The organism is Geobacillus sp. C56-T2 (assembly GCF_007829715.1).
GTDB lineage: Bacteria > Bacillota > Bacilli > Bacillales > Anoxybacillaceae > Geobacillus > Geobacillus icigianus.
This window is the reverse complement of record NZ_VJWB01000001.1, coordinates 575,749-591,622: the sequence shown is the minus strand read 5'-3', so window position 1 is coordinate 591,622 and position 15,874 is coordinate 575,749. Positions and strand designations below refer to the sequence as shown.

At 51.5% G+C, this 15,874-nt stretch carries 15 protein-coding genes and 1 pseudogene; 5 read left to right on the top strand and 11 right to left on the bottom strand.

From position 1 onward, the window contains the following. Nucleotides 1-126 precede the first annotated feature (126 nt). Nucleotides 127-731, top strand: a pseudogene (locus tag GC56T2_RS03025) (DedA family protein). A gap of 30 nt (nucleotides 732-761) precedes the next feature. On the opposite strand, the gene GC56T2_RS03020 reads toward GC56T2_RS03025, so the two are convergent. Beyond that, complete coding sequence (locus tag GC56T2_RS03020; RefSeq protein WP_144972944.1) at nucleotides 762-1,010, bottom strand: MFS transporter; 249 nt, start codon at nucleotides 1,008-1,010, stop codon at nucleotides 762-764. A gap of 180 nt (nucleotides 1,011-1,190) precedes the next feature. On the opposite strand from GC56T2_RS03020, the gene GC56T2_RS03015 reads away from it, so the two are divergent. After that, nucleotides 1,191-1,448, top strand: coding sequence for a YhdB family protein (locus tag GC56T2_RS03015; protein WP_144972942.1), 258 nt, complete (start codon nucleotides 1,191-1,193; stop codon nucleotides 1,446-1,448). A 55-nt stretch (nucleotides 1,449-1,503) separates the two neighbouring features. Here the strand turns inward: GC56T2_RS03015 and GC56T2_RS03010 are convergent, their stop codons facing one another. Next, a complete protein-coding gene (locus GC56T2_RS03010) occupies nucleotides 1,504-3,261 on the bottom strand; it encodes a phospho-sugar mutase (RefSeq protein WP_144972940.1) in 1,758 nt (585 codons plus the stop codon). Between the two features lie 112 nt (nucleotides 3,262-3,373). Then, nucleotides 3,374-3,820, bottom strand: coding sequence for a CBS domain-containing protein (locus GC56T2_RS03005; RefSeq protein WP_033018691.1), 447 nt, complete (start codon nucleotides 3,818-3,820; stop codon nucleotides 3,374-3,376). Nucleotides 3,821-4,010: 190 nt separating this feature from the next. On the opposite strand from GC56T2_RS03005, the gene GC56T2_RS03000 reads away from it, so the two are divergent. Both GC56T2_RS03000 and GC56T2_RS02995 read left to right on the top strand, forming a co-directional pair. Beyond that, nucleotides 4,011-4,448, top strand: coding sequence for a disulfide formation protein C (locus GC56T2_RS03000; RefSeq protein ID WP_144972938.1), 438 nt, complete (start codon nucleotides 4,011-4,013; stop codon nucleotides 4,446-4,448). Continuing rightward, the gene (locus GC56T2_RS02995; RefSeq protein ID WP_144972936.1) at nucleotides 4,445-4,918 is read left to right on the top strand and encodes a thioredoxin family protein; all 474 of its coding nucleotides are present in this window, start codon (nucleotides 4,445-4,447) and stop codon (nucleotides 4,916-4,918) included. The genes GC56T2_RS03000 and GC56T2_RS02995 overlap by 4 nt, the downstream gene beginning before the upstream one ends. Before the next feature lie 37 nt (nucleotides 4,919-4,955). On the opposite strand, the gene GC56T2_RS02990 is transcribed toward GC56T2_RS02995, so the two are convergent. After that, the gene (locus tag GC56T2_RS02990) at nucleotides 4,956-5,354 is read right to left on the bottom strand and encodes a YhcU family protein (RefSeq protein WP_144972934.1); all 399 of its coding nucleotides are present in this window, start codon (nucleotides 5,352-5,354) and stop codon (nucleotides 4,956-4,958) included. 139 nt (nucleotides 5,355-5,493) lie between these two features. Between GC56T2_RS02990 and GC56T2_RS02985 the strand changes: the two genes are divergently transcribed. After that, the gene (locus GC56T2_RS02985) at nucleotides 5,494-6,363 is read left to right on the top strand and encodes an RluA family pseudouridine synthase (protein WP_144976994.1); all 870 of its coding nucleotides are present in this window, start codon (nucleotides 5,494-5,496) and stop codon (nucleotides 6,361-6,363) included. Nucleotides 6,364-6,472: 109 nt separating this feature from the next. Here GC56T2_RS02985 and GC56T2_RS02975 read toward each other — a convergent pair whose 3' ends face one another. The 7 genes from GC56T2_RS02975 to GC56T2_RS02940 form a co-directional block, all read right to left on the bottom strand. Then, the gene (locus tag GC56T2_RS02975; RefSeq protein ID WP_144972932.1) at nucleotides 6,473-8,131 is read right to left on the bottom strand and encodes an IS1634 family transposase; all 1,659 of its coding nucleotides are present in this window, start codon (nucleotides 8,129-8,131) and stop codon (nucleotides 6,473-6,475) included. A gap of 572 nt (nucleotides 8,132-8,703) precedes the next feature. Next, entirely contained in the window at nucleotides 8,704-10,062 is a 1,359-nt protein-coding gene (locus GC56T2_RS02965) for a hemolysin family protein (RefSeq protein WP_144972930.1), read from the bottom strand. A 108-nt stretch (nucleotides 10,063-10,170) separates the two neighbouring features. Then, nucleotides 10,171-10,863, bottom strand: a complete 693-nt coding sequence (locus tag GC56T2_RS02960) for a zinc metallopeptidase (RefSeq protein WP_144972928.1) — start codon at nucleotides 10,861-10,863, stop codon at nucleotides 10,171-10,173. A 152-nt stretch (nucleotides 10,864-11,015) separates the two neighbouring features. Then, a complete protein-coding gene (locus GC56T2_RS02955; RefSeq protein ID WP_144972926.1) occupies nucleotides 11,016-11,843 on the bottom strand; it encodes an aldo/keto reductase in 828 nt (275 codons plus the stop codon). A gap of 128 nt (nucleotides 11,844-11,971) precedes the next feature. After that, nucleotides 11,972-12,580, bottom strand: a complete 609-nt coding sequence (gene wrbA, locus GC56T2_RS02950; RefSeq protein WP_144972924.1) for an NAD(P)H:quinone oxidoreductase — start codon at nucleotides 12,578-12,580, stop codon at nucleotides 11,972-11,974. Between the two features lie 434 nt (nucleotides 12,581-13,014). After that, a complete protein-coding gene (locus GC56T2_RS02945; RefSeq protein WP_144972922.1) occupies nucleotides 13,015-14,277 on the bottom strand; it encodes a dicarboxylate/amino acid:cation symporter in 1,263 nt (420 codons plus the stop codon). A gap of 517 nt (nucleotides 14,278-14,794) precedes the next feature. Further along, on the bottom strand, nucleotides 14,795-15,838 hold the full coding sequence (locus tag GC56T2_RS02940; RefSeq protein ID WP_144972920.1) for a TRAP transporter substrate-binding protein: 1,044 nt from the start codon (nucleotides 15,836-15,838) through the stop codon (nucleotides 14,795-14,797). Between the last annotated feature and the right edge of the window lie 36 nt (nucleotides 15,839-15,874).

Sequence of the window (15,874 nt, the reverse complement as noted above, 5' to 3'; positions counted from 1 at the left end):
ATGAGGGAAACGGCGGTTTGATACGTTCGATCGTTTGGCATGAACGCGCAGCGCCCCATTTTCATTTGTGGACCGTTGGCTTATAATGGTCATATACAAGAAATCGCGGCAAAGCGTGGTGGTTATTTGCAACATTATTTGCACCATCTCGTCGACCATTTCGGCTATATCGGCATTATGATCGCGCTCATGCTTGGCATCGTCGGGCTGCCGATTCCTGATGAATTGCTGCTGACCTATGCCGGCTACCGCGTATCGACCGGTTCGTTTTCCTATCCGCTCGCTTTCCTTTTTTGCTGGCTTGGCGCCGTTATAGGCATCTCGCTCAGCTACACGCTCGGAATTGCGTTTGGGTTGCCGTTTTTACACCGATTTGGTCCTAAACTCCACGTGACGGAAAAACGGCTCGAGCAAACGAAAGCGCTGTTTGTGAAACTCGGTCAACTGTCCTGTTCATTTGCTATTTCATCCCCGGCGTTCGGCATCTCGCCGCTTTTTGGGCCGGGACGAACGCCTACCAATGGCGAAAGTTTGCCCTATTTGCCTACAGCGGAGCCATGGTGTGGGTGGCGGTTTTTTTGACGATCGGCGCTTATTTTGAAAGCCGCTGGACGGCCGTCAAACAATACCTCCACGCCTATCGCCCGTTTTTTCTTCTCGCCTTCGTGATCGCTTTCAGCTTCGCCCTCTTCTGGTGGCGGACGCAGCAAAAACGAAAAACACCGGACTGAACGCCGGTGTTTTTCGTTTTTCGGCTCCTGCTATACGTGTTCGGTCGAATCGCGGCGATACGTTTCCATGAGCAGGCCCATGAACAAGCCGAACCCGAACATCACCATCGAAGCGCCGATAATTCCAAGGCTGACAATGGTAAGGAAAAAGTCTTTGTTGTAAGCGCTTGCGATAAAACTGAGCAAAAAAAGCGCTGTTCCGACCGTTAAGCCGACGGACGCCATCCATTTGCACATGTTGGTCATTTGTTGTCCTTCATGTCGTTGATTCATTCTCATCATCCCCTTACTTAGAGGATACTATTCTTGTCACAAAATTGCAATATTTTCTTTTCTTTTTTCTCCTCCGTTTCGGGTATAATTTATATTTTGCCTTCTGTCACAACATTTACAGGGCAACAAAAACGGAGGACGTCATACACTAACAATGACTCCTTCCCAACAAAGGAGGCATGCCGCTTGAACACCGTCGACTACGATAAGGCGCTCTATTACACGCATCGCTCGGAATGGGATAACTTGCTGATTTTAATGGTGCGCACGCCCGATGATATGCTATCCAAAAAAATCGAAAAGTTCCTTCATGCTTATAATTTCGAGCATGATTACTCGATCATTCAAGAGCGGCTCCACGCTCTGTTGCGCTACATCGATCATGCTCTTGAAGTCAGTGAACAACAAATGGGGACGGAAGCGTACGCCCATTTTTACTCCTAAAGCAAGCGGGGAATTGGTTTTTCGTCCAATTCCCCCGCCGCTGTTTGTCTGCCCGTTACGGAGCGTAAGAAGGCGACACCGCGCGCAAGACGTCGTGCACTCGCCGCATGACGGCACCCGTCAGCGCGGCCAACTTCTCCTCGCTGTCTTGGAGCGATGTCCCTTTCACGCCAAAGTACGCTTTCATTTTCGGTTCCGTCCCTGACGGACGCAAACAAAACCACGAGCCATCCTCCAATACGTATTTCAACACGTTCGAAGCCGGGAGGGTGAGCGCCGTTTTCTCTCCGGTGACTGTGTTCGTCCGCTCCCTTGTTTTGTAATCCTCGATCACCGTCACCTTTTTCCCCGCGACCTCCACCGGCGGCTGCTGCCGGAACGAAGCCAAAATCGCGGCGATCGCCTCCGCTCCTTCTTTCCCCTTTAACGTGAGCGATTGTTGCCCTTCACGATAGTAGCCGTATTTGGCAAACAATTGAAGAAGCCCTTCATACAACGACAGCCCTTGCTGCTTGTAAAAGGCGCACACTTCCGCCGCCAGAACAGCCGCCTGCACAGCATCTTTATCGCGAACGAAGTCGCTGATCAAATACCCGTAGCTTTCTTCATACCCGAACTGGAACACATACTGTCCCGTCTGTTCGTATTCCTTGATTTTTTCCCCGATGAATTTGAACCCGGTCAGCGTATCGACCGTCTCCAAACCGAACGAGGCGGCGATCGCCCGCCCAAACTCGGACGTGACAATCGTCTTTAAGACGACCCCATTGGGTGGAAGCAATCCCTTTTCTTTGCGCTGCGACAGCAAATAATGAAGCAGCAGCGCGCCCGTTTGGTTGCCGGTTAAGACGATGTACTCCCCTTCCCCATTTTTTACCGCAATACCGAGCCGATCCGCGTCCGGATCGGTGGCGATGAGCAGATCGGCGTTCACTTGTTCGCCAAGCTCGATCGCCATGGCAAACGCTGCATGCTCTTCCGGATTGGGCGAAGCGACGGTTGAAAAGTTCGGATCCGGCTGTTCTTGTTCCTTGACGACAAAGACGTTTTGGTAACCGAGCTCGGCGAGCGCGCGACGCACCGGCTTGTTTGCCGTGCCGTGAAGGGGCGTAAACACGATCGTCATCTTTGTTTCCTTGGCCAGCTCCGGATGCAGCGAAATCGTTTTGACGGCGTCAATGTACGCGTCATCGATTTCTTTGCCGATGATCCGAATCAGTCCTTTTTGCTTTAATACTTCCTCATCCTCAACACAAACAGCGAGCTCATTCTCGACTTCATTGACATAACGAATGACCTCGTCGGCGACAGCGGGCGGCAGTTGTCCGCCGTCTTCGCCGTACACTTTATAGCCGTTGTATTCCGGCGGATTATGGCTCGCGGTGATGACGATGCCGGCAAACGCCCGCAAGTGCCGAACGGCAAACGACAGCTCTGGGGTCGGGCGCAATTCGTCAAACACATACGCTTGAATGCCGTTTGTGGCCAACGTTTTCGCCGCCTCCATCGCGAATTCCGGTGATTGATGCCGCGAATCATAAGCGATCACGACACCGCGCCGCTTCGCTTCATCGCCAAACGATTGTATGTATCGGGCCAATCCTTCCGACGCTTTCCGGACCGTATAGATGTTCATGCGATTCGTTCCGGGGCCAAGTTCCCCGCGCATGCCGCCGGTGCCAAACTCGAGATTTTTGTAAAAGCAATCTTCGAGCCACCGTTCATCGTCGCGACGCTGCTCTAGGCGTTGCCGCAATTCCGGATGCAGCTGCGGTTCGCGGAGCCATTGTTCGTATTTTTGTCTCCACCCCATCCATTTTACCTCCCGTTTTTCTTTCTCCTGTTTATGTATTCGTTCTCATCATACAATATACCTGCCAAAAGGAAAAGGATGCCTCGAAAATAAAGGCATCCTTTTTCTTCCGTTATCCTTGCGGCTGCGACGGCTCAGAAATGTTGGTCAACGCTTGTTCCGCCGCTTCATTCGAAGCGCTGTTCGTCGCGATGTCCCCTAAAGCAACGATGCCTTGAAGCTGGTTGTTTTCAACGATTGGCAAGCGACGAACTTGATGCTGCGCCATGACGTTAGCGGCATCTTGAACGCTCATGTTCGGCGTGCCGGTGACGACTTGATTCGTCATCACCTCAGCGACTTTGACGGTCGCCGGGTTTTTCCCTTGGGACGATACGCGCAGCGTAATATCGCGGTCGGTGATCATCCCTTTCACTTGCCCGTTTTCCACAACCGGAAGCGCGCCGATATTTTTTTGGCTCATGATTTGCGCTGCTTCTTGCACCGTTTGATTCGGTGAAATGGTCGCGACGTTTTTCGTCATAATGTCTTGCACTTTCGTTCCGCTGTTGTTCGTCAATGTGATCCTCCCCTTTCACCGATTAGTTTGGCTCGTTTGCCCGAACGATATAGGTAGAAAATAATGCCGTTCTCCCCTTTCTTGTTGATGGACGCGTCGATTTCGGTCGATTATAATGAAGCTGAGCCGCAATCGCAAAGGAAAAGGTGAACCGCATTTCTTGCGCGCGAACGAAAGAAGGTGAACGGGATTGAAAAAGGAGACACGCGCGGAAAACTTGCTGCTGGCCGCTTGGGTGACAGCGCTGGTTGCCACGCTAGGGAGTTTGTATTTTTCCGAAGTGCTCGGCTTTGTTCCGTGCGACTTATGCTGGTTTCAGCGCATATTCATGTATCCGCAAGTCATCATTTTAGGGATCGCCATCGTCCGCAAGGAGTTTTCCACTGCCCGTTACAGTTTGGCGTTATCGGTGATCGGCGGCTTGATTTCGCTCTATCATTACGCTTTACAAAAAATACCTGTTTTTCAGCATTACGCCATCCAATGCGGCCGCATCCCGTGCACAGGGCAATACATGAACTGGCTAGGTTTCATTACCATCCCGTTTCTGGCCCTTACCGCTTTTTTGATCATCGCATTGCTAAGCGTTGCCGTGATGCGCCAGCAAAAAAGGAGGAACAACGTTTGAAAAAACTGGTGATCTGGGGTGGGTTGGTCGCTGTTTTGTTTGCTGTTATTGCTTGGATGACAAAGCTTGAGCAAAAAGAAGAAGCAAAAGGAAATCCATTCCATAAAAGCCGTTTGCATCCGGCCACCGTCGATCAGCTTGATGATCCAAACTACCGCAACATCATTTTGCCCGCTGAGCTCAAACGGGAGTTGGCCGAGGGCAAGCCGCTGACCGTCTACTTTTACAGTCCGTTATGCCAGCATTGCCAGCGGACGACTCCCATTGTCGTGCCGTTGTCCAAACAGCTCGGCATCGATTTACAACTGTTCAACTTGCTTGAATTCGAAGAAGGTTGGGACGACTACCGCATTGAAGCGACCCCGACGATCGTCCACTACGAGGGCGGCAAAGAGACGAAGCGAATCGAAGGGTACCATGAAGAGCAAACGTTCCGTGAGTTTTTCTCCTCCATCTCCCGGTCAAAATAAAGAGGAGCTGCGCCTTTCGGCTAAGCTCCTTGTCCGTTCACATCACCCACTCGCTGGCCGCAGGAACGTACTGGCTGCACGGGAACGCGCGCTTTTTGGCGAATTGGTTCGCTTGAAAAGGGAAAGTAATGCCATAACGGGCCAAAATGGTTTGATTGCGGACAAACAACCATTCATACGGCTCACATTCCCCTCGCTCCCCGATCCACTCGATCACCGTAATGAGCGACTGCAATGCCGAGATGATGTGGAACGCTTCCTTCATCGTCCCGTTGTATGTAACACGCTCGTGGTCCAGCGAAAGAATGCCCCATTCCTCGAATTGCCGGATTTGCTCGTCATCAAAGTAATAAGGGAAAATCCCACTGTAAAAGTAGTTGAGCAAATAATGCATGTAGTTTTCTTGCTCTGGAGTTACCGCATACATCATTTTCAACGTTTATCCCACCTTTTCTCGCCGCCATGCTTGCGTTTTCCATCGTTCAGACGGATACTATGAGTGTATCATATTCGCTGTGGGGATTGAGGTAGAAAGTGTTTCCACGACTACAGGGAACTGGGAGGTGCGACAACGTTTGTGGAAACGAAAAGGGGACTGGCTCGAATGCATGATCCCGCGTTTCTGGAGCGGGTTGACCATTGAACAGTTGCTGAAAGAGGTGTGGGCTGCCTCGAAAAAACTCGCCCATCGGTGGCGAATGGAACAGGGAGTCAAACTGAACGGCCAAACGGTTTCATGGCGGACGGAACTGAAAGAGCGCGACCGCCTGCAGCTTTACGCCTACGAACCGGAGCCGTCTCTTCTCATTCCAGAATACCGGGAGCTTTCCGTGTTATGGGAGGACGACCATTTGCTCGTCTTGAACAAGGAAGCCGGCCTAGACGTTCATCCATCGGAACCGGGACAGACAGGCACGCTCGCCAACGCTGTTGCTTTTTATTTGCAATCGCAAGGAATCTTGACCAAAGTCCGCCATATCCATCGGCTTGACCGCGACACTTCCGGAGCGATTTTATTTGCCAAACATCCGCTTGCCGGAGCGACGCTCGATCGGCTGCTCGCCCGCCGCGCCATTAAGCGGACGTACGTCGCCCTTGTTCACGGCCATTTGTCGCCAACATCGGGGACCATTTCCGCCCCAATCGGCCGCGACCGCCATCATCCGACGCGCCGGCGCGTCTCAAAAACCGGAGCCGTGGCGGTGACCCACTATCGCGTGCTCGAAACGTTCCCGTCGACCTCGCTCGTTGAACTGAGCCTCGACACCGGGCGGACGCACCAAATTCGCGTCCATTTGGCGCATATTGGCCACCCGCTTGTCGGCGATGTGCTGTATGGCGGCCAGCCATCGTTCCATCGCCATGCGCTCCATGCTGTTAAACTGACATTCCGCCACCCGTTTACCAACGAAGAAGTCGTTTGCCTCTCACATTTCGCACCCTAACAAGGTCAAAACAAAGGATTTTTTATTTAGTTTTTCAGAATAACTTTTTGACCAACACAACGAGCGATGGCTATCCTTTTTTTACCATCGCTGGTCGTTCCGTATGACGTTACACGTAAATGCTCTCATCCAGCCCCAACCCCTGCAGAATCCTTCGTTGTTCAGGGGTGAGGGAGCGATCCAGTGAGCGTTGGATGCGCCCATCCGGCAGCTCCAGGAGGACGACGTTCACATATTGAAACAGCTGAAAAATCGCCTGTCCCGTCGGCCGGGTCAGCTTGCGGCCTCCAGGACCCTTCAACGGGTGTTCTGGAGTAATAAACTGACGCACTCGGCGCTGAAAAACGCGGTAAATCGCCAAGGCCAACAGAAACAAATAGCCTAATACTGCGACCCGTTCTGGTTTTTTGACGTAAATCTCATCCGTGAAAAACGGATCTTTCAAAAAAGCGAAGTTCATTTCCACCGAGATCTGCCCTTTATATAGCTTCAAGATCTCTTGGGCATCCATTTGTTGGCCCTTCCATTCCTCCGGAACGGTCGTGACGAGGACAAACCGGGACGCTTTCCGTCTTGCCTGTTCCCACGCGTTTTGGTCGAATTCGACGTCAAGGCGCAAGAGATACCGCGTCTCCATCTCGGGTTCCGCCCCTTTTTTCGGCCGTCCGCGCCGTTTTTTCGGGCGTACGATCTCTTCGATCGCGGCCTTGACCTGATGAAACCGTGGGCGAAGGGACATCTTGAGGGACGCCAAGGCTTGTTCAGCGTCTTCCCGGCACGAGAAAGGGTGGCGCTCCCAATGGGCTTGTTCCTCGCGAAGAAGCTCCGCTTCTTTGGTTCGTTCTTTTTCGAGCGTCTTTCCTTTTCGCTGGTCGAGCGCACTCGATTCGACGACGATCAGCCGAACGGGGTGGCCTTCATAGGTGGAGGATGTTTCCCATACCCGGTACGTGGCGCCGTTTCTCTCCGCCAGCGTAAAGGGTTCGCTCCACGGGATGTGAGGCGAATCGGCCTCCGCTAATGCCCGTTTCACGATCCGAAGCGACGAAGGGCCTCGGGTGATCAAAAAGGCGTTGGCCGCTTTGGTTTGCGCCAGAGTGTCTTTTGTCATCGCGGCGGAATCGGCCACGTAAATCCATTCGTCTTCCATCTTGGCTTGTTTGAGCTGTTCGTGGACACGGGACAGCACCTCCGGATTCCACGTTTTGTCAGGCAGGTTGCCGTCGTGCACATCGCCGTAAAACGGGATGCCGTCCTCGTTGCCGACCAGTCCGAAACCGATCTGTTTTTGCCAACGATGATGGCGGTTATAGCCATGTGTGATTTGTAAGGCCTCTAACGAGGCCGATTCATACGCGCCGTAAACGGTCTTGTCCGTCGTATCGGCGTGAAAGGCTCGGAGGGAAAGGCCTTCTTTGCGATAAATGTGAATCAAGCAAGTGCTGATCACCTTGTGAATATCGGCCTCATACAAGCGGTCGAGATGACGAGCCAAGGCATCGTCGTTCAACCAGGAAGGATGGAGACCGGGACGGATGAGTTTCTCTAGATCGATCTCCTGAGCCCATCGTTCCACGTGAACGAGGGCTTGCCGGCCGTCAAACATATTGTAGATGATGGCCTGAACGGCATCGCTGACTCGAGTCTGGCACTGTGGATCAACGGGAACGAGATGGTCAATCAATTGGGGCAGGCCCAGTTTCTTGAATAGGGCACTTATTATATTCAAATAATCATTACGATAGACCTTTTTGACTTGAACGTTCATGAGAGAAAAACTCCTTCACTTTCCTTGTGTGTCAAGGATTCATTCGACATCGGAACGAAAAAATCCTCCCGATTTTCGTCGAGAGGGTGCGAAATGTGAGTTGCCTCGCGCCGACGAGCGACTTTCCGGTCGATCTCTCGCCCCTCGCTCGCGAATAGAGCGATGAAAAAGCGGCGATGGGGCCTCACCGCCGGCGAATACCATAAAACGAAAGCCACTCCCCAAAGAGTTCACCAATTGAGGGAAACGGCGAAGCCGCTCTTTCCATCACGGCCGTTTCGCCTTCTATAAGGCCGATGAACAAAGCATGCATTATTTCAAGTATTTACCATTTGGGAAATGATGCTGAGAAGCGGTTGCGCGAGTCAATCACCGCCCCTCTAGAAGGCTGGTGAAAAACTGCTGTCACCACCAATTGGCGGCATTTTCATTCAGAGAAGAAAGCTGATTCTGCGAGGTTTCTCTCATTGAGAAATGGGTGGAACTCAGCGGTATTTTGCACGAAATCACCGCCCTTCTAGATTTCGCTTGCACGGCAGAACGGCAAAAGGCAGACGGCGTTTCCGTCTGCCTCACCAACGCAATGGCTCTTCTTCCGCCCGTGCCGGCTCCTCGTTTTCCTGCCCCAGCTCCGGCTGCTCGGGCTCTTTTTTTACCACTTCCAGCGTCTTCACATGATGGCCGTCCATTTCTTTCACTGTAAACAAATAACCATCGATTTCCACGCTGTCGCCGGTTTGAATGTCATAATGCTTCGTCAAAATCCAGCCGCCAATCGTATCAACATCGTCATCATCGATTTCTAACCCCAACAAATCGTTCACTTCACTAATGAGCACTTTGCCGTCCAAAATGAACCGCTCGTCAATTTTTTGGATCAATGGCGTCTCATCAATGTCGAACTCATCCTGAATTTCCCCAACAATCTCTTCCAAGATGTCCTCGACTGTCACAAGTCCGGACGTACCACCATATTCGTCCACTAAAATCGCCATATGGATGCGCTCTTTTTGCATTTTCACAAGCAAATCATGAATCGCAATCGATTCAATGACTTGAATGATGGGGCGGATGTAATCTTTCATTTGTTTTTCGTTTGACGGGTTGGCGATAAAGTCCGTAAATACTTCTTTCACGTTAATGAGTCCGAGTACATGGTCCTTGTCACCATCAATAACGGGATAACGCGTATATTTTTCTTCCCGGATGATCTCCAAGTTTTCCTTGACGCTTTTGTTAATATCCAATGCGACAATTTCCTTGCGCGGCACCATGATTTCTTTCGCCACGCGGTCATCAAAGCGGAAAATGTTGTTGACATAGCGATACTCAGATTGGTTGATCTCCCCGCTTTTGTAGCTTTCCGACAAAATGAGACGCAACTCCTCTTCCGAGTGGGCCAGTTCATGCTCCGCCACTGGTTGGAGACCAAACAGACGCGTCACTAACCGGGCAGCATTATTTAACGACCAAATCACTGGATACATGATTTTGTAAAACCAAATGAGCGGTTTGGCCGTCCACAGCGTAATCGCTTCTGCCTTGTGAATAGCGAACGTTTTTGGCGCCAATTCGCCAACGACGACATGCAAAAAGGTGATGAGCGAAAAGGAAATGATGAATGCTAAAACATGGGATACAGATTGCGATAAATGGAAGCGTTCAAACAGCGGCAGCAACATCCGCGCCACCGTCGGCTCCCCCAACCAGCCAAGACCAAGCGAAGTAAGGGTAATGCCCAGCTGGTTCGCCGATAAATAGCCGTCCAAGTTTGAAATCACCTTTTTCGCCGCAACCGCCCGTTTATTTCCTTCATTAATAAGCTGATCAATGCGCGAGCTGCGCACTTTGACAATCGCGAATTCGGAAGCGACAAAAAAGGCGGTGCAAGCGATCAACAATGCCACCAACAGCAAACTGGCTATGTCCAATTCGTCTCCGAGCGCGGATGAAGCGCCCAGATTACACCTCCTGCGCACTAAAGTTTCTACAGCACACTGATGCTACTTTAGGCCGCCAGCAGCGGGCGGCCCACCATCTTACGATTCCTCGTTGTTGTTCCCTTGGGTAAAAATCAACACATACTTCAACAGCTCAAACACCGCGATCAACGTTGCCGCCACATACGTCAACGCCGCCGCGCCGAGCACTTTATTCACGCCACGCGTTTCGTTTGGAGCGATGATCCCTTCAGCGAGCATAAACCGTTTCGCCCGCGCGCTCGCATTAAACTCGACCGGCAGTGTAATGACTTGGAACGCCACCGCCAGCGAGAAGAACAAAATGCCGAGACCGATCAATGAAAATTGTTGGAGCAAAAACCCAACAAGCAGTAAAAACGGAGCCACGCCGGAAGCCAAGTTCACAACCGGAAACATCCGGTGGCGAAGAACAAGCGCCGCGTACCCTTGCTGATGCTGAACGGCATGGCCGACTTCATGAGCGGCCACCGAAATGGAAGCGATCGATCGGCCGTAAAACACCGGTTCCGAGAGACGGACGGTGCGGGAAATCGGGTCGTAATGGTCCGAAAGCCGCCCTGGCACGACCTCTACCGGCACATGATGCAAGCCGTGACGGTCTAAAATCAGGCGCGCCACTTCCGCCCCTGTCAACCCCGATGAGGCCGGGACTTCAGACCAAGCATTGAAGTTGCTCGACACTTTCCACTGCGCCCAAAGCGAGATCAAGAAAGCGATAAAAATGAAAATATCCATCGGATGGAATAGCATCGCAGTACCCTCCGTTTTTTCAATGATGATCAAATGTGTATACTATTATTTATTGTACTTGTTCATCATTTCATACGTCAAACATGCCGCTTTGGTTTCCTTCCTCACCAAAAAACAGCGCCGGCGCGGGCGCTGTGTAGACGATCGTTTCGTCAAAAATTGAAATTGTCCGGGTCAGGGCCAATCCGCTTGTTCAAGTTCAATGCATCGATTCGTTTCATTTCCTCATCGGTCAGTGAGAAATCGAAAAGATCTGCGTTTTCCTTTATGCGTGCCGGCGTCACCGATTTCGGAATCGTGACAACGCCGTTTTGCAAATCCCAGCGCAGCACAACTTGCGCCGGCGTTTTCCCGTATTTCTTCCCAATCTCCATGATCGTCGGTTCGTTTAAAATTTCTCCGCGCATGAGCGGCGACCATGCTTCAAGCTGGATGCCGTTTTCCCGGCAAAACGCGTGCAGCTCTTTTTGCGTCAGGCGCGGATGGTACTCGACTTGGTTGACCATCGGCTTGATTTCGCAATCGGCCAACACATCTTGCAAATGATGGATTTGAAAATTGCTGACGCCAATGGCGCGCACATACCCGTCTTTATATAGCTTTTCAAGCGCCTTGTACGTCTCTTTGTATTTTCCTTTCACCGGCCAATGGACTAAGTACAAGTCAACGTAGTCAAAGCCGAGCTTTTTCAAGCTTGTATCAAACGCTTTCAGCGTCGTTTCGTATCCTTGGTCGGTGTTCCATACTTTCGTCGTCACAAATACTTGCTCACGTGGGATTCCGGATTCGCGGATCGCTTGCCCGACCCCTTCTTCGTTTTCGTAAAAAGCGGCCGTGTCAATATGGCGATAGCCCATTTCCAACGCGGTGCGCACCGCGCTTTTCACTTCCTCGCCCTCCTTGACTTTGTAGACGCCAAGGCCAACCCACGGCATGCGCACGCCGTTATGTAATACCGCGCAATCTTGTAAATGGTTCACGTCGCTTCCCCCTCCAACATCGGTATAGCTTTATTATGGAAAAACGGTGAAGAAAACGCAAAATATATGCACCAAACATCCCTGATCCGCTGCCGCCAAAAAAGCGAGGGACGCGCTCCCTCGCTCCATTATCCTTGCCCCTTTTTGACCCATTCAGCCACTTGCAGCGTGCGGCGGGTTTGATGTTTGACCGCTGCCTCAACGTTTTCTACCATGTTTCCATTTTGATCAACAGTCACGCTTGTTCCGTAGGGGTTGCCGCCCGCCGCAAAAATGACCGGATCAGTATAACCAGGCGCGGCAATAATGGCACCCCAATGATACATCGTCGTATACAGCTGCAAAATCGTTTGCTCTTGGCCACCGTGTGGGTTTTGCGCCGATGACATGGCACTGACGACTTTATTGATCAGCTTGCCTTGCGCCCAAAGTCCGCCGGTCGTATCCAAAAACTGTTTCATCTGCGCGGCGACGTTGCCAAAGCGCGTCGGTGTGCTGAATATGATGGCGTCTGCCCATTCCAAGTCCGCCGGTGTTGCGGTCGGCACGTCTTTTGTTTCCTCGATGTGCGCCTTCCAAGCTGGATTGGTTGCGATCGCTTCTTCCGGAGCCAACTCCGGCACCTTCAACACCTTCACTTCCGCTCCCGCTTCGTTCGCTGCTTCCTCTGCCCAACGCGCAAGCCGGTAGTTCGTTCCAGTCGAACTGTAATAAATAATCGCAAGTTTTACATTCATACCCGATCATTCCTCCTTTTTGGCAAGGGAAATTTCTTCCCACCTATTACGGTTTCCACTTCACCTTATTTCATTCTTCACCATTAAAAGGAACCGGAGCTCGGCCGCTCGTTTCCAAAAAAAACGCTTCCCTGCCGCGTTCGGTTCATTTGCGGCAAGAAAGCGTCCATCTTCCCCTCTCCAAACGAGCCCAGCTCCTTGCCGACCCTTCCCCGCCTTTGGCGGACGGGGGGAACGCTCGTTTTGAGCATCGGTCGGAGAGGCTAGTGATTTAATCGTAACTACCGCTTGGCAATACGAGAAAAACGTTGTTGCATCCGTTCTGCTTTTCCCGCGTTCCCCTATTCATGAAGGGAACGAGCGGTTTTTTCACCAGCCTTCCAAGGCGCCGCAGGACGGGATGCGTGACATTTTTCCTTTGGGTACTTGACCGCTTATTGGACGGCGGTCATACGGGCAGGCTCGGCTTCATTCCGATTCGGGTGAAATTCATTTTCCATTTTCGACACGACGACCGTGGCCACAGCGTTGCCGATAATGTTCGTAATCGCCCGCGCTTCCGACATGAAGCGGTCGACCCCAAGCAACAGGGCAAGGCCTTCAACCGGAATCATCGGGAACGCCGCCAAAGTCGCTGCCAACGTGATAAATCCGGACCCCGTAACTCCAGCTGCCCCTTTCGAAGTAAGCATCAGTACGCCGAGCAAGGTTAATTCTTGCCAGATGCTCAAATCAATGCCATAAGCTTGGGCGATGAAAATGGCCGCCATCGACAAATAAATCGATGTACCATCCAAGTTAAACGAATACCCGGTTGGAACGACAAGACCAACGACCGACTTCGAGCAGCCGTATTTTTCAAGACGTTCCATCAGCCGCGGCAGCGCCGATTCAGACGAAGAAGTGCCAAGGACAAGCAGCAGCTCTTCTTTGATATAGGCGAGCAATTTGAAAATGTTAAATCCGTAAAACTTAGCAATCCCACCGAGCACGACGAAAATAAAGAGCGCCATCGTCACGTATACCGATCCCATCAGTTTGCCGAGCGACACGAGCGAACCGAGGCCGAACGTGCCGATCGTGTACGCCATGGCGCCGAACGCCGCGATCGGCGACACTTTCATCACCATGTTGACAACGCCAAAGAAAATGTCAGCGATTCGTTCAAAGAGTGAAAGCACCGGTTTGGCTTTTTCCCCTAAACCGGCCGCTGCCAACCCAAACAGGACGGCGAAAAACAGCACCGGGAGCAATTGGCCGCTCGCCATTGCGGCAACGACGTTGTCCGGGATGATACTGAGCACGAAATCGACAAACCCGTGGCTCGTCTCTTCCGCTTGCTTCGTATATTGGGAAATGTCGCCGCCTTTTACCGCGTCAGTGTTAAACCCAACCCCTGGCTTGATAAGATTGACGACCACAATCCCAATCGCCAACGCAAACGTAGTGACAATTTCAAAATAAATGAGCGCCTTGCCGCCGATGCGGCTAACCTTTTTCAAGTCACCCATGTTGCCGATGCCGATGACAACGGTAAAGAAAATGATCGGGGCGATCACCATTTTGATCAGCTTAATAAAGCCATCGGCCAGCACTTTTAATTTCGCTCCGAACTCTGGAAATAAAAATCCGACAATAATACCGAAAACAATGCCAAGAATGACTTGCACGGTCAAATTTTTCAGTTTGCCCCGCATTCCCCTCGCTCCTTTCCCTTTTTTGATAACGTTTTCAACACTATGATAAAGAAAAGTCAGGGAAATAAAAATATTATGGTGATAATGGTCGTTTTGGTCATTTTGGTCTTGAAGCGCAAAAAGCTGGTGAAAAACCAGTTCACTCGATTGACAAGATGTGAGGTTTCACGGGCCGACCGGAAAGTTTGCCTATCCGCAAAGTCGGCACAGCATACGGTGTGACAGCAGCCGCCAGCGCGTAGATAGAGCAAATAAGAGAGGGGATCCCTCCCTTAGAGATACAACCTATCGTGTGGAAGAGAAGCGGCCAGTGCTTATATATGGCAATAAGCAAGGAGCTGACCCAAAAGGCGATCTCCCTCAAGAAAGACACAACCTATCGCGTGACAGGGAAGCGGTCGGTGCTGATGGATGAGCGATAAACGAGGGTGCCCCGATCCTCGGGACACCCTCCTGTTGAAGCACAGAATTTCCTCGCCTGCCATCAGCCTTCGAAAAAAGCAACGTCGGCCAAGCCTTATTTCGGCTCGCGAATGTCGTCGAGCCACCGCGAGCCAAACTGTCGTGTATACGCCTCGTACAGCGGGGAAAATTTCTTCTCCCATTCCTCTTTTTCTTGTGCCGTCAACCAGTAGACATGAACATCTTGGCGTCTTCGCAGCTGGGCGAGCTCCTTCTCGTTTTGCTCTTTTGCCTTTTGCCAGTTCCACTCAGTCGCTTCTCGCATCGCTTCCATCATGTTTCGTTGAATGTCCGCAGGCAAATGATCCCAAAATGACTCGTTCACCATCACCACATAGCCGAGATAGCCATGATTGCTGATGGTGATATATGGATGAAACTTGTAGAACCCCTTCGAATATAAATTGGAAATGGTGTTTTCTTGCCCGTCAAACTCATGTTGCTCCAACGCCCGGTACACGTGATCAAACGAAACAGCGACCGGTTCGCCGCTAAGCAAGCGAAACTGCTTCTCAATCACTTCGCTCGGCATAATGCGAAAGCGCAACCCGCGGAAGTCATCGGGCTTGACGAGCGGGCGTGCCGTACTCATCATTTGCTTAAATCCGTTGCTCCAAAACGCCAGCCCTTTGATCCCCTTTGTCTCGAGCAATCGCAGCAATTCCTCCCCCACCTCGCCGGTCAAGACGCGGCGCACATGATCATCATCGCGGAACAAAAACGGCAAATCAAGCACTTGCCATTCCGGGATGAGCTCCGTCACTTTCGAAAACGACGGAGCAATCATTTGCACATCGCCGCGCAATAAGGCGTCCAGCTCTTCTCCGTCCGAATAAAGCGAACCGTTCGCGAACACTTCCACTTTGACGCGGCCGTTTGTCTTTTGCTCAACAAGCTCGGCAAACTTTTGCGCCGCCAGCCCTTTCGGCGTATTTTCAGCCACCACGTGGCTGAAATAAACGATAATTTGTTTTTCAAGCCCTTTTTGCTCATCGTCATACACGACTTGCTCCTTTACGGTCTGGCGGCTGACAGCCCAGCCGACAAGAACGACAAGGAGAAGGAAAAACAGGCTCCACCACTTCCATTTTCGCTTCATGCTCAACACCATTTCTTTTTTTCGATCGTTGTTCCT